Raw genomic sequence first — 14277 nt, 5'->3', positions numbered from 1 at the left:
AAACGCTTTATATTAGAGCTACGGAGGGAATACGATGTTAACGAAACAACGACATCAACTGATTTTGCAACGTCTGTCGGAGCAAAAGATCGTCAAATTGAAAGAATTGGTCGAGTTGACGGCATCGTCGGAGTCGACGATTCGCCGGGATTTGACCGACCTTGAAGCCGAAGGTTATCTCGAACGGGTTCATGGCGGTGCAACGCTCGTGGCCCGCTACGAAGAAGAGCCGACGTTCGAAGAGAAACGAGATCAACACGTCGATGAGAAAGTCGCGATCGCACGGAAGGCCGCGACATTCATCGAAGATGGGATGTCCGTCTATCTCGATGCCGGGACGACGACGCAAGCGATGGTTCCTTTCTTAAACGGAAAAGACGTCATCGTCGTGACGAACAGTTTACCGATCGCCAACGACTTGTTCGATCTCGATATTAAAACGTTCGTGATCGGCGGCGAGTTGAAACGGTCGACACAGGCACTCGTCGGCTATAACGCTCGCGAGAGCATGATGAACTATCGGGTCGACCTCGCATTTCTCGGAATTAACGGCGTAGACTTAGAAGCCGGGTACACGACCCCGGACCCGGAAGAGGCACTCGTCAAAAAGACAGCGATCGACTTGGCCCGTGAGGCGTATATCTTGGCGGACGATTCAAAATTCGGGAAACGTTCGTTCAGCCGTGTGGCATCACTCGATGCAGCCACACTCGTCACATTTGGTGACACGCCATACATCAGCTCGATCCAATCAATCACAAAGGTGGTGAACGCCCAATGATTTACACATTAACCCTCAATCCCTCAATCGATTACTACGTCACTCTCCCTGAAGTCGTCCTCGGAGAAGTCAACCGAATTCAAGAGACGACACAGCGTGCCGGCGGAAAAGGAATCAACGTCGCGTTCGTCTTACGCGAATACGATGTCGACACGGTCGCGTTAGGATTCGTCGGCGGTACGACTGGAGACTTCATCAAGAAGGCGTTGACGGACAAAGGCGTCCAAACCGATTTCGTCGAAGTCGACGGACAAACGCGGATCAACGTCAAGATCCGGGCGCAAGAAGAAACGGAATTGAACGCAAGTGGTCCCGTCATCTCGGACACGGAACTTGAACAGTTGACGCGTCAATTCGATCACGTCCAACCGGGCGACATCGTCGTGCTCGCTGGAAGCATCCCGGGCAACTTGCCGGATACGCTCTACCGGACGCTCGCCGAGACGGTCCGCGCGAACGGTGCCGAGTTCGTCGTCGATACGACGAAGGAAGCAATGCTCGAAGTGCTCGCACTCAAACCGCTCATGATCAAACCGAATCATCATGAACTCGGTGAGCTGTTCGATACAGACATTGAGACGTTCGAGCAGGCGCTCCCATACGCGGAGCAGTTGGTCGAACGCGGTGCTCAAAACGTGATCGTCTCGTTCGCCGGTGATGGTGCCATGCTCGTCAACGCTTCAGGCGCTTATACGGCGAATACACCGAGCGGTAAACTTGTCAACTCGGTCGGCGCAGGCGATTCACTCGTCGCCGGATTCGTCGCCAACATTCTAGACCACGACGCAACCGAGGCGTTCCGCTATGCGGTCACGACCGGCAGCGCGTCTGCATATACGTTCGGGCTGTGCACAAAACAAGACGTGGACCGCTTGGTCGGCGAAGTCAGCGTCACCCCACTATCTCGATTGGAGGAAACAACATGAACATCACGGATCTTCTTAAAAAAGACACGATTCAACTGAATCTCCGCAGCCGTTCGAAAGCCGAAGTCATCGAAGAACTCGTCGACGTGCTCGACCGCGCCGGCAAACTATCGGACCGCAACGGCTATCGCGACGCCATCCTCGCGCGTGAGGCACAAAGCACGACCGGACTCGGTGAAGGGATTGCCATCCCGCACGCGAAGACGAAAGCCGTCAAACAACCGGCCATCGCTTTCGGACGCTCGGAAGGCATCGATTACGAGGCACTCGACGGCCAAGACAGCCGCTTGTTCTTCATGATCGCGGCCGGAGAACACGCCAATAACGAACACTTGGAAACACTTTCGAAATTATCCGTCTTCCTTATGGACCCAGCTTTCCAAGAACGTCTCTATGCGGCCACGTCAGAAGATGACGTCATCCGGGCCATCGAAGAAAAAGAAGCAGCCGAGGCGGCTCCTGTCGCTTCGAAACCGGTTCAAGCCGATGCTCCTTACATCCTTGCCGTCACGGCGTGTCCAACAGGTATCGCCCACACGTACATGGCCGCCGACAGCTTGAAGCAAAAAGCAGACGCGATGGGCGTCGACATCAAAGTCGAGACGAACGGATCGACTGGCGTCAAAAACGAATTGACAGCAGCCGATATCGCGAAAGCGACTGCCATCATCGTCGCAGCCGACAAAGCCGTCGAAATGGACCGTTTTGCTGGCAAACATGTCATCGAAGTCCCGGTCGCCCAAGGCATCCGGAAGCCGGAAGAGTTGATCAACCGGGCCGTGAAACAAGACGGACCGGTCTATCAAGCGACTGGTAAATCAGGTCAGCAAAAAGAACAGCGCACCGGTATCTACAAGCACTTGATGAGCGGTGTATCTGCGATGCTTCCTCTCGTCGTCGCTGGTGGTCTCTTGATCGCCCTCAGCTTCTTCTGGGGCATCAACTCCGCCAACCCGGATGACCCGTCGTACAACGAATTCGCCGCCCAACTTATGACGATTGGTGGCGCAGCGTTCGGCTTCCTCGTCCCGATTCTTGCTGGTTTCATCGCGATGTCAATCGCCGACCGTCCAGGTCTCGCACCAGGTCTCGTCGCCGGAGCACTCGCCAGTCAAGGGAACGCCGGATTCCTCGGTGGACTCATCGCCGGTTTCCTCGCTGGTTATGTCGTCCTCTTCTTGAAGAAAGCGCTCGCGAAATTGCCAGCCACACTTGAAGGAATCAAGCCAGTCCTGTTGTACCCGTTACTCGGTTCACTCATCTCTGGGATGATCATGCTTCTCGTCGTCAACGAACCAATAGCCGCACTCATGTCTTGGTTGATGGAGACACTTAACGGTATGAGTGGCGCGAACGCCATCTTGCTTGGTGTCATCGTAGGTGGAATGATGGCCGTCGATATGGGCGGTCCGATTAACAAGACAGCCTACGTCTTCGGTACAGCAGCACTCACTGCCGGTAACCAAGAAGTCATGGCAGCCGTCATGGCCGGTGGGATGGTACCACCGCTTCTCGTCGCACTCGCATCGACAGTGTTCGCTCGTCAAAAGTTCTCGAAACAAGAACGTGAAGCCGGGAAGACAGCATATATCATGGGTGCCTCATTCATCACGGAAGCGGCTATCCCGTTTGCAGCGGCCGACCCGATTCGGGTATTACCGTCAGCGATTCTCGGATCTGCGATTGCAGGTGGATTGTCAGCCTTCTTCGCTATCCAATTGCCAGCGCCACACGGTGGGATCTTCGTCTTCCCACTCCTTGAAGGAGCTGGAAACGTCGTCATGAGCATGGGACTTTACGCCCTCGCGATTCTCGCCGGAGCCTTGATTGGAGCACTCCTCCTCTCATTCTTGAAAAAACCATTGACGGAGACGCAAGCTACAACAACGCGTAACGTCGCTTGACCAGTACGACCGTAGGATTTCCTACGGTCGTTTTTTGTCAAATGATTGTCAGTCAAATCTGGAAGAAGTCTGATTTCGATTGGGTGATTTGTGGTAAAATACTTGTAAAACTTACGCTAAGGAGGGGGTACGGATGCTCATACGGAAAGCCGAGCCAAAAGACGCTTACGGGATTGCGCGGGTGAGGGTGAACGGATGGCGCACAACCTATCGGGGAATTGTGCCGGCCGACTTTCTCTTGAAGCTCGGTTCGAACGCAATCGAGTGGTCTGAAAAGGTCCGCAGCGCCCTCGCGAAACGAGAAGTCGAAGGGTTTGTCGCCATCGTCGAAGAGGAAATCGTCGGGTTCGTTCTTTACGGGGAAGAACGGACGGGCGAATATCCGGACCATCCGAATGAGATTTATGCGATTTACATTCTAGAGGACCATCAGCGTAACGGGATTGGTTCGCTATTGCTGGAGCAAGCGATTCAAGCGATGTCGAATCACGGGCTCATCATTTGGGCGCTCGAATTGAACCCTTACCGCACGTTCTATGAGCAACGTGACGGGCAAGTCATCGATGCGAAAGAGCGCTTGTTCGGGGAACTTGCCCTCCGTGAAGTCGCCTACGGATGGACGAAAGGGAATCACGACGCGATTGTCGGAGCATAATCGGACACGACTCTACTGTCGTGTCCTTTTTTTAGACTACACACAAAACAAAGGAACAGGCTAGGTGACTATGTGAACATCTATAGCATAACCAAATATCATCCTGAAACGAGAGGAAAAATTGACGAGTGGACGGAAATCACGGACATCCTCCGAACGTTTGACGGTGTCGTCTTCACGTTGGAGGAATATCTCCGCGTGGAATCGAATTACGTTGAAGCGATTGAGCGAATCATGGGTTATTTAGGAGTGAAGACATTGACTGTCTCCTATCTTGAACGACGTGATTATGCGTATCGCCCCTCTTCGAAAAGCGCGTTCAATGCGCTTTATCCGATCCGGATGAGAGATCTTCGTAAAAAAGTGAGGCCAGGGAAGGCACTGTCACGAGACCAAATCCCGAACATGCTTCGACTCATGTTAAGGAATGCGCTTTACGCTGAGTTAGAGTCTAAAGTGAATGAGTCAGACGAAGAGTATAGGTTCAAAGTGTTCTTTGGATACGACTATATGATGGGCGTCCATTCGGTAATAGATTTATCCCCGCTTCGAGACGAATTGTTACGCATGGATATGTATCTTGAGAGTTGATTTGGCGAAGAAATTTAAAAGGAAGTTCCGCACGACTGACTGTACTGTAGCACGCGCTAAAGGAGTGATCCGATATGAATCGACGCATCGATACAGCCGTGGCATGGATTGAGGCAACTCCAGAACGGATCTATCAAGCATTTCTCAACTCTGATGAGCTCGTCGAGTGGCTTCCACCGAAAGGGATGTCGGCTCGCGCGACCGTGTTCGAGCCATGGGTCGGCGGCACGTATCAGCTCGTCCTCACGTATGAAGAAGCCGATCTCGTCTCCGGCAAAACGACGGACCGGACCGATGTGTCGAACGGACGCTTTTTGGACCTCGTCCCCGGCCAGAAAATCGTTCAAATCGGAACATTCGAGTCAGCAGACCCGGCTTTTGCTGGTGAGATGATTCAGACGTGGTATTTGGAGGCGCTCGATGGAGGGACGTGCGTCACAATCGTTTGTGAGAACGTACCGCCGGGCATCCAGAAACAAGATCATGATGCCGGACTTCGCTCCACGCTCGACAATCTGGCCCGCTATTTGACCAACGATTGAGACCGTTTGTTCGCTTCTTGCGAACAGACGGTCTTTTTGTGTATGAAAAGGGTTTCAGTAACGAAAAATAGAAAAAGGTGATGTTTTTTTGTCTAGGGTGTCAACATCCTCTTCCAACTGTCCGATACAAAGGTTAACATAACGAGTTTTCTCGGGAATGGGAGATGTTTTATGAGACGAAAGCACGACCGTACGATCACCATTAAACAAAAATTGATTACGATGTCGTTGGTGCTATTATTGATCCCTTCTTTATTGATTGGATTTGTCGCCTACAATCAGGCGAAACAAAAGATCACCGAACAAATCATGCAGTCGGCCCACGCGGGAGTGGAGCGGATGAATGATGAAATCACCAACTTGATTGAACCAATCCAACGTGATGTTGCGTTCTTTGCCGGACGAATTGATTCGTCCCTCTATGAGTCGGGGGCAGAGAACCTTGATTTGGAAGAGAAGTTTCTTGAGTATTTGGAGACGCATCCGAACGTGACGAATATCTACTACGCCTCGACGGGAGGGGAGATGACGATTTATCCGGCACAAGAGTTACCGGATGATTACGACCCGCGGACTCGTCCATGGTATGAGGCGGCCGAAGCGGCCGGTGGGAACGTCGTTGTGACGGACCCGTACGTCGATGCGGCCTCGAACAAGATGATGGTCACGCTGTCTCAGACAGGGACGGACGGTCGCGGGGTCATCGCGGTTGACGTCGAGGTCGACGATATCGCAGCCGTCGCGGCGAGCATTCAAATCGGGAAAGAAGGCTACGTGACGATTCTTGATGCGTTGCAACAGTTTGTCACCCATCCGACGATGGCAGCCGGAGAGAAGGCAGAAGGCGAGTGGATTGAACCGCTCTATTCGGGAGAAGCGGGCCGCTTTGCTTATGAGTTTGAGAACGAAGGCAAACAGATGGACTTCATGACAAACGAGTTGACGGGGTGGAAGATTGCCGGGACGCTCTACGATGAGGAAATCACAGATGAGACGTCTGGAATCTTATGGACGACAGTCGGGGTGATCGGATTGATGCTCGTCTTGGCAGCCGGCTTGCTCTATGTCATCTTACGTTCGATTTTACGTCCATTGAATCGTTTGACCGTCGGGGCTGAACGAATTCAAGCCGGAGATTTGACCGAAGACATCGTCGTCGAATCGAATGACGAAGTCGGGCGTGTCTCCTCGAGTTTCAATGAGATGACGCGGTCTCTGCGCGCTATCATTCAAAGTCTTGATCAATCGATCGGACAAGTCGCCGCCTCGTCGCAGGAATTGATGGCCAACTCGGCTCAGAACACGGCCTCCTCGGAACAAATCGCTGGAGCGGTCCAACAGATGGCCGCCGGTGCGGATGATTCGAAACGTCAACTTGATGATAACGCCGTCTCGCTCCAAGCGATCACGGGCGGCATCATGCGCATCGCCGAGAGCTCGACGGATGTGTCCGAGCTGTCGCGCGAGACCGCGCTCGAGGCTGAGGACGGGACGACTGCCGTCACAGAGAACGTGGTCCAGATGCAAGCGATCGACTCGTCGGTCGAGACGTTCGGCAAAGTCATTCACTCGCTCGCCGAACGGTCGAACGAGATTGGCAATATCGTCGATGTCATCAACGGCATCGCGACCCAGACGAACCTGCTCGCCTTGAACGCCGCGATTGAAGCGGCACGGGCCGGCGAGAACGGGAAAGGCTTCGCCGTCGTTGCGAGCGAGGTCAGAAAGCTTGCCGAACAGTCACAACAGTCGACGAAACAGATTTCCGAGTTGATTGATAATATCAAACAAGAGACGGAACGTTCGGTCCAGTTGATGAAAGAAGTGTCGGCCCATACGAAAGCTGGGCTCGAGACGACGGAGAACACGGCCAAGCGTTTCCAGAAAATCATGACGCAAACGCAAGCGATGACGCCGCGCATCGAGGACGTGACGGCGACGGTTGAAGAAATCGCGGCGAACGTCGAGGAAGTATCGGCTGCGGCAACACAAATTGCCCATATCGCCGACGAGAACTCGGTCGCCTCGAAACAAGTGGCGGCGACGACCGAGGACCAACTCGGTTCGATGGAGGAAATCGCACAGTCCGCGAAGGCGCTCGCGGATATGGCGGAAGAGTTGCAGGAGCTTGTCTCACGCTTCAATGTATAAAAAAGAGGATGCTGCGGCATCCTCAGGCTGTTGACGAACCAATTCGCAAAAAGCGAATTGGTTCGTCTTTTTTTAGGTTCGATGAGCTTGAGGCGTTCTGCCTGGCACAAGATTGAAAAAATGGTATGTATACGGTCTCTCCAGGCCAACAGGTTGGCCAGCTTCTTCATGTTTTGTGCGGTGGCTGCCACCAGGTTGGCGCGCTGGGCCGCCTCACGGCCCCGGTAGAACGTGAAGCGGAGCCCATGAAGCTCCTTCGCGTCGGCGAACGAGCGCTCCACCGTCTGTGGCCGGAGACGGTATAGGTATTGACCGGATGCGGTCAATCGATTCCTGTTCACCGCTTCGAGGAACGGCTCGTCCAAATGGCGCGTTATGATCCGACGGTTCGTCTCGTTCTCCATGCATTTTTCGAGGAGCGGGCAGTCTTGACAGACTTTCGGGTCGGACACGTATTGGCGGTATCCTTGGCGGGTCGTCGTGCTGTAACGGAGGATTTGGCGGGCCGGGCAGCGATAGGCGTCCTCATCCGCGAGGTAGGTGAATTTGGACTTTCGGAACTTCCCTTTCTTGCCGCCGAAGCGGCGTCTCGAGATGACGCTATAGATGCCGCGAGTGACGAGCGACTTGGCGATCTCCGTTGAGAAATAGCCCGCGTCGAGCGCCACCGCCTCGAGCGGGAAGGCGAAATGCTGAAGAATGTAGTCCAGACGCTCCAGATAGACGCTGCTGTCATGCACGTTCCCCGGCGTGACGTAGGCATCGACGATGAAGTTATACTTTGCGTCGACCGTTCGGTGGACGAGCCAAAAGAAGCCTTCCGGCTTCCGGGTCCGATACATGTAGCCCGCCTCGGGATCGGTACGGCTCACCTTGCTCACCTTCTTTTTAGGTTCGCCGGGCTCGGCGGGCTCTAGCGCTTTTTTCCGTGCGCGGACCGATCCTCGTTCACGCGCGCCAACAGTTCATCCTCGACCGCGGTGACGACCGCGTCGACCTCGGTCTTGTCGAACTTCTTCTTGCTGGCGTTCGCCCGGATATGTGTCGAATCCGTGAGGAGGATCCGTCCCGAGACGAGGTTATGCGCCTCCGCCTGATGGATGATGTCGTCAAAAATTTGTTGAAAGACGTCCGTCCCGGCGAACCGTCGCCGGTAGGCTTGGCTGATCGTCGAATGGTCAGGGACTTTCTCGTCCATTCCGAGCCCGAGGAACCATCGGTACGCCAGGTTTGTCTCGATTTCTTTGATGGTTTGGCGGACGGATCGGATGTTGAACAAAGGGCCGAGGAGGATGATTTTGATGAGGATCTCCGGATCGATGCCGGGCTGCCCGGTGTTCGAATAGAGTGGTGCGCACAGACGATGGACGATGGAGAAGTCGACATGGCGGTCGATCTTGCGGACGAGATGGTCTTTCGGGACCAACTGGTCCAACGAGGCCGCGGTGTGGATCGGTTCATGGCGTTTGGCGATGTGGGCTCGGTACATGATTGATTCCCCTTCCTGTTCGGAGGCGGTGACGGTCCATACATACCGTTTCCCGTTTTCATCGGTTCGAAGAACATATCAGGGCTTTTTCTTCGGCCATCGAGGCCTCAGAAAAAGACAAACGGCCGCCAGATGGCGACCGTTTGCGTTGCTCGTCCTTCCGGCGCCCCGACTCCTGCAGGAGAGCAATCCAACGGAGACCCAGCAGCGACGCTAGTCGCGATGCGGCTCCGGGATTGCCTGCGGAAAGCGTGGGCGCCGGAAGGACGAGCGATATCAATCATGTTAGTCAACAAGCTGAGGATGCTGCGGCATCCTCTTTTTGGTGGGATCAGTTAGTTAACGTTTACTCGATACTTGATTCCGGCCGCGGTTCTTGGCAATATACAGTGCCTCATCGGCGTCTTGAAGCGCCTGTTCGACCGTCTTCCCATCTTCAAGGGCGCTGACGCCGAACGAACAAGTGACGCGCGGGACGGGACCGAACGGCTCGGCGTTAATCTTTTGTCGGAGCTTATCGGCGAGTTGCACCCCGTCAGCAAGCGTTGACTGCGGGGCGACGATTAAAAATTCCTCACCACCCCAGCGGCCGATCGAGTCCGACTTGCGGATGTTGCGCCTGAGCAATTGGGCGATCGAACGTAAGACGAGGTCTCCGGTCGGATGGCCGAACGTATCGTTGACAAGTTTGAAGTAGTCGATATCGAGCATGATGACAGCGGCGGGCGCCCTTGTGTCGACCGTTTCCTGAGCAGTCGACGAGAGAACGTCCCCAACTTTCTTCCGGTTATACAGCTCTGTCAGCGGATCGAGCGAGGACAGGTGTTCCATGCGTTCTTCATAGCGACGTTGCTCGGTCGCGTCTTCTAAAATGCCGACGCCGCCGTCAAGTTGTCCGTCCGCGGAAAAACTCGGAGACATCGTCGTTCGGATGAAGCGAGCCTGCCGTTCTGGTGCTTTATACCAGCCGGCCATGCGAATCGTCTCCCCGTTCAAGACGTTCCGAATGGCGCCTGAGAAGTCGAACGAAGAAGAGCTGCATCGCTCGAACATCACATTCGAGGTCGGAAGCATCCCGAGTAAATGGACGAATGATTCGTTATAGCTGACGATTTGCCCGTCACGATTGAAGGCGAACAGGCCAATCGGGAGCTGGTCCCATGAGGAAGGATCGGGTTTCGTGGTGTGAGTGTCATGATGAGTCCGTTCTTGATCAGCCATTGTATGACATATGCGTGAACGCATACTTCCTCCTTTCCTAGCCGAAGCGGTAGTGTAGGACGTTCGTACTGATACTTTATACCCTAATTCGGGAAGGAACTAGCGAGTATTCTTTTAAAAGATAGCAATTTTTAGAATATGACGAGAAATCGTCACAGCTTGGTGTGAGGACATAGCTCTCGACTTCCGAACATAACGATACCCCATCGCGTTGGCATATTTGGCCGAAACGATGGGGTAGTTAGCGTAATCAGGACTTATAAGATCGGACTGAGCAATCGTGACACGCCTTCGCGCATCCGGACGGTCCATTTCCGGGCCGCATAGTCGTCGACCGTGTATTTGCGGCTGACGGCGACGTCTGACTCGAACAGCGATGCAAGTTCGAGCGCGACCCGCTGATCATAAATGACGGCGTTCACTTCAAAATTCAATCGGAAACTGCGGGCATCCAAGTTCGTCGTCCCGACGGTCGAAATCTCATCATCGACGACGAGCGTCTTGGCGTGTAGGAAGCCTTGCCCGTACATATAGACGTTCGCCCCGTAGTCGAGCAATTCGCCGAGGAACGATAGCGACGCCCACATGACGAACGGGTGGTCGGGCTTCCCTGGAATCATGATGTCCATCTTGACGCCGGACAAAAGTGCCATCTTACAGGCGTCCATGAAGCTCGTGTCCGGGATGAAGTAAGGCGTCTGGATGATAACGCGATGTTTCGCCGACATGATCATCTTGATCATCATGTTTTTCAAATGTTCCGTGTCGGAGTTCGGTCCGCTCGTCACGATTTGCATCGGCGACTTGTCCTTGATATCGTGGCGTGCGAAACAGAATGAGTTCTCCGGGTCATGATGTTTGCTGCCGGAATAGTTCCAATCGAGAATGAACCGATGCTGTAGGTGATAGACGACGTCCCCTTCGACGCGGAGGTGCGTGTCACGCCAGTACCCGAACTTCTCGACGAGGCCGAGATACTCAGTGCCGACGTTGAAGCCACCGACATAACCGATCTTGCCGTCGATGATGACGACTTTCCGGTGATTGCGGTTGTTTAACTTGAAGTTGATCAACCCGAGCGTCGGCGGGAAGAAGACGCGGACCTCGCCATCGTGGGCGATCAGCTCTTTAAAGTCGGAGTCACGGAGACTGCGCGAACCGACCGCATCATATAACAGCCGGACTTTGACGCCCGCCTTGGCGCGTTCGATCAGTTCATGGATCAGCGCCTTGCCGAGCGCGTCACGTTGAATGATGTAGTACTGGATGTTGATCTCGGTCTCGGCGCTGCGGATATCGTCCATGAGCGCTTTGAACTTCTGTTCGCCATCATGCATGATGGCAGATTTGTTGTGGACGCTAATCAAAGACTTTGAGGAGCGCAAGTTCATCTCGAGCAATTGCTCGTACTTTTCGAACACAGGTTGAGCCAAGGCGGTCTCTTTCCGGCGAATCTGTTCGATTTGGCTCTCGACTTGAAGGGCGTGGAACGAGCGCTCTTCGACGCTCAAGTTGAAGAAGTTGTCCTTCTTCAACTGTCGGCCGAGGAAGAGATAGATGATGAACCCGATAATTGGCAAGAAGAACAAGACGAGAAGCCACGCCCACGTCGCCCCGACATCGCGGCGCTCCGCGAAGATGACGGCTAACGCGAACAATAAATTCAATCCGAGGACGATATACAGCCCCCAACTAATAATGACCGACCATTCCATGCGACCAACTCCTAAACGACAATTTCCTTACATAGATTAATAATACATCATTCAAGGGAATAGTAAGCTATCGAAACGTAAGGAGGAGACAAAGATGCATTTACAAGTGAATTGGAAACAAGGGATGGCGTTTCAGACGACGACACCTTCGGGTCATGATGTGACGCTTGACGCCGGAGAAGACGTCGGTGGTCTCAATACGGGTCCGCGTCCGACCGAGATGCTCCTGCAGGCGACGGCCGCTTGTACGGGGATCGATATCGTCTCGATTCTTCATAAGATGCGGTTGCCGCTCGAGCGGTTCGAGATGGAAGTCGACGGGGTCCGGGCGACAGAACATCCGAAGAAGTTCACGGCCATCCACATCTTATACGTCCTCGAAGGGGATATGCCCGAAGAACGGGTCCGCCGCGCCATCGAGTTGTCCGTCGATCGCTACTGTTCGGTGTCGCACAGTCTGAACGCGACGATGACGTACAGCTATCGTTTGAACGGCGGCGAGGTCGTCCCATTTACGTAATGTGAGCAGGATGGTTGAAAAGAGTCGAAACGGTCCGTTATATTTGTATTTCAAATACTGTAATACAAAGGAGGACGTTATGATTCGACTCGCGACGAAACGCGATGCCAAACACATCGCGGACCTAATCGAACAACGAGCCGTAGCGCTAAAACAACAAGGTAGCGATCAATGGGCGGAATATTTGGAGCAAGACCTCATAGACCGGGTGCAGACAGACATCACCTCGGGATATGTATATGTGTACGAGCAAGATGGGTCGGTATTGGCCTCGATCGCCTTACTTCCGGCAGATGACTGGGACCATAGCTTATGGGAAGATGGCGAGCGCGGTCAATACATCCATCGAATCGTTGTCAGTGAACGGCTGAAAGGGCGAGGCGTCGGTCAACAACTGATGGAGCACGTCTTACGTGAAGCCGACACACAGGAGCCGGTCCGGCTTGATTGTGTGGCTGATAATGATTTCTTGAACAGTTATTATCCACGGTTTGGCTTCGTCTTCGTGGACTCACGGGACGGGTATAACACGTTTGAATACAGCATGGATGAGAGTGTCAGTGCATAAGGGGTCGATTGACTCCTTTTTTTGATATACTGGGAAGCGAATGGATAGGAGGAGAACGGTATGATTCAAACGATTCTTGTCGGCTTCGGTTTTTCCGCGACGACATTTCATTTACCATTTTTACAGGAGCTGGATGACTTCCAGATCGCCGGTGTTGTCTCATCAAGACCTGAGGACGTACAAGCCGTACTTGGCGATGTCGCGGTATATGCAACGCTAGACGAGGCCCTCGCGACTGAGGCGACCTTGTTCATCGTCACGACGCCGTCCCATTTACATAAGGACATGGTGGAACGTTGTTTACAGGAAGGGAAGGATGTTCTCGTCGAGAAGCCTGCGTTCTTGACGTCGGAGGAAGGAGAGGCGTTGATTGCACGCGAACAGGCCAGTGCCGGAATCGTCAACGTCTTCCATAATCGACGGACGGACGGAGACTTCTTGACGGTCAAACGACTGCTCGAGGAAAAACGACTCGGCGATTGGAAAGTGATCGAGTCACGGTTCGACCGGTTCCGTCCGGTCGTCCGGGATCGGTGGCGCGAGAATGCGGGGCCGGGAGCAGGGATATTGTTTGACCTCGGTAGCCATTTGATCGATCAAGCGCTCGTCTTGTTCGGTGCACCCGACAAAGTGTCGGCAGATGTTATGATTCAACGTAAAGGAGGTCAGTCTGACGACGGCTTCCATCTGACCCTGTATTATGGAGAAAAACGGGTATATCTGCGTTCGAACCCGTTCATAGCCGTCGAGGCGCCGCGGTTCGAAGTGCACGGGACGGAAGGCAGTTTCTTGAAGTTTGGACTCGATCCGCAAGAGGCGTGTCTCCGGAACGGGGAAGTGCGATGTCCCGACCGTGAGAGTGGAACGGTCGTCACAGACGTTGAATCGACAATCGACATCGAAGCAGGTGAGTATTTGTCCTTCTACCGGGCGCTAGCGGATAGTTATATGACACGTCATCCGCTCGTGCCGCTTCGGGAAGCGCTCTTGACGACGAGAGTCATCGAAACGGCTCGTGAAGCATCACGGCTACAACGTGTCCTCGACTTCAAGTCATAATCATGAAGGACGACCTGATGCCATTGGCGAGGTCGTTCTTTTTAAAATCTCAAAGAAATCGCTATGATTTTATTGTGAACGAACAAACTCGCTTCATGTTTGTTAACAACAAAAAGCTATTCCCCTCCTTCAAATAGTCAGCTTTGAATGGGAAC

At 53.7% G+C, this 14277-nt stretch carries 12 protein-coding genes and 1 pseudogene; 10 read left to right on the top strand and 3 right to left on the bottom strand.

Translation table 11 applies throughout. The annotated features are described in order from the left end of the window. The first annotated feature begins 34 nt into the window (after window positions 1–34). From KNP60_RS13735 to KNP60_RS13705, 7 genes are all read left to right on the top strand, one after another. Window positions 35–781 carry a DeoR/GlpR family DNA-binding transcription regulator gene (locus KNP60_RS13735; RefSeq protein WP_034777464.1) on the top strand — a complete coding sequence of 249 codons (747 nt, stop codon included), beginning with the start codon at window positions 35–37 and terminating at the stop codon, window positions 779–781. Then, complete coding sequence (pfkB, locus tag KNP60_RS13730) at window positions 778–1707, top strand: 1-phosphofructokinase (RefSeq protein WP_214797729.1); 930 nt, start codon at window positions 778–780, stop codon at window positions 1705–1707. Before KNP60_RS13735 ends, pfkB begins: the two co-directional genes overlap by 4 nt. Further along, window positions 1704–3611 (top strand): PTS fructose transporter subunit IIABC, encoded by a 1908-nt coding sequence (locus KNP60_RS13725; protein ID WP_214797728.1) that lies wholly within the window; start codon window positions 1704–1706, stop codon window positions 3609–3611. Before pfkB ends, KNP60_RS13725 begins: the two co-directional genes overlap by 4 nt. A 133-nt stretch (window positions 3612–3744) precedes the next feature. After that, entirely contained in the window at window positions 3745–4266 is a 522-nt protein-coding gene (locus tag KNP60_RS13720) for a GNAT family N-acetyltransferase (RefSeq protein ID WP_138859476.1), read from the top strand. A gap of 198 nt (window positions 4267–4464) precedes the next feature. Continuing rightward, window positions 4465–4857, top strand: coding sequence for a hypothetical protein (locus KNP60_RS13715; protein WP_214797727.1), 393 nt, complete (start codon window positions 4465–4467; stop codon window positions 4855–4857). A 74-nt stretch (window positions 4858–4931) separates the two neighbouring features. After that, on the top strand, window positions 4932–5399 hold the full coding sequence (locus KNP60_RS13710; protein ID WP_214797726.1) for an SRPBCC domain-containing protein: 468 nt from the start codon (window positions 4932–4934) through the stop codon (window positions 5397–5399). Between the two features lie 171 nt (window positions 5400–5570). Further along, window positions 5571–7550: a methyl-accepting chemotaxis protein gene (locus KNP60_RS13705; RefSeq protein WP_214797725.1), complete on the top strand. Its 1980-nt coding sequence runs from the start codon at window positions 5571–5573 to the stop codon at window positions 7548–7550. 143 nt (window positions 7551–7693) lie between these two features. On the opposite strand, the pseudogene KNP60_RS13700 reads toward KNP60_RS13705, so the two are convergent. The 3 genes and pseudogenes from KNP60_RS13700 to cls form a co-directional block, all read right to left on the bottom strand. Continuing rightward, window positions 7694–9039 (bottom strand): annotated as a pseudogene (locus KNP60_RS13700) (IS1182 family transposase); the annotation flags it as partial. A 339-nt stretch (window positions 9040–9378) separates the two neighbouring features. Further along, complete coding sequence (locus KNP60_RS13695) at window positions 9379–10284, bottom strand: sensor domain-containing diguanylate cyclase (protein WP_214755015.1); 906 nt, start codon at window positions 10282–10284, stop codon at window positions 9379–9381. A gap of 233 nt (window positions 10285–10517) precedes the next feature. Further along, a complete protein-coding gene (gene cls, locus KNP60_RS13690) occupies window positions 10518–11975 on the bottom strand; it encodes a cardiolipin synthase (RefSeq protein WP_214797724.1) in 1458 nt (485 codons plus the stop codon). Window positions 11976–12069: 94 nt separating this feature from the next. Between cls and KNP60_RS13685 the strand changes: the two genes are divergently transcribed. The 3 genes from KNP60_RS13685 to KNP60_RS13675 all read left to right on the top strand — a co-directional run bounded on the left by KNP60_RS13685 (window position 12070) and on the right by KNP60_RS13675 (window position 14122). Further along, entirely contained in the window at window positions 12070–12495 is a 426-nt protein-coding gene (locus tag KNP60_RS13685) for an OsmC family protein (RefSeq protein ID WP_034777472.1), read from the top strand. 79 nt (window positions 12496–12574) lie between these two features. Further along, window positions 12575–13063: a GNAT family N-acetyltransferase gene (locus tag KNP60_RS13680; RefSeq protein WP_138859472.1), complete on the top strand. Its 489-nt coding sequence runs from the start codon at window positions 12575–12577 to the stop codon at window positions 13061–13063. 60 nt (window positions 13064–13123) lie between these two features. Beyond that, window positions 13124–14122: a Gfo/Idh/MocA family oxidoreductase gene (locus KNP60_RS13675; RefSeq protein WP_214797723.1), complete on the top strand. Its 999-nt coding sequence runs from the start codon at window positions 13124–13126 to the stop codon at window positions 14120–14122. Window positions 14123–14277 lie beyond the last annotated feature (155 nt).

Origin of the sequence: Exiguobacterium sp. s5, assembly GCF_018618075.1 — a bacterium.
In the GTDB taxonomy this organism is placed as follows: Bacteria; Bacillota; Bacilli; order Exiguobacteriales; family Exiguobacteriaceae; genus Exiguobacterium; species Exiguobacterium mexicanum_A.
The sequence above is the reverse complement of the archived record's forward strand: the minus strand, read 5'-3'. Positions and strand labels throughout refer to the sequence as shown.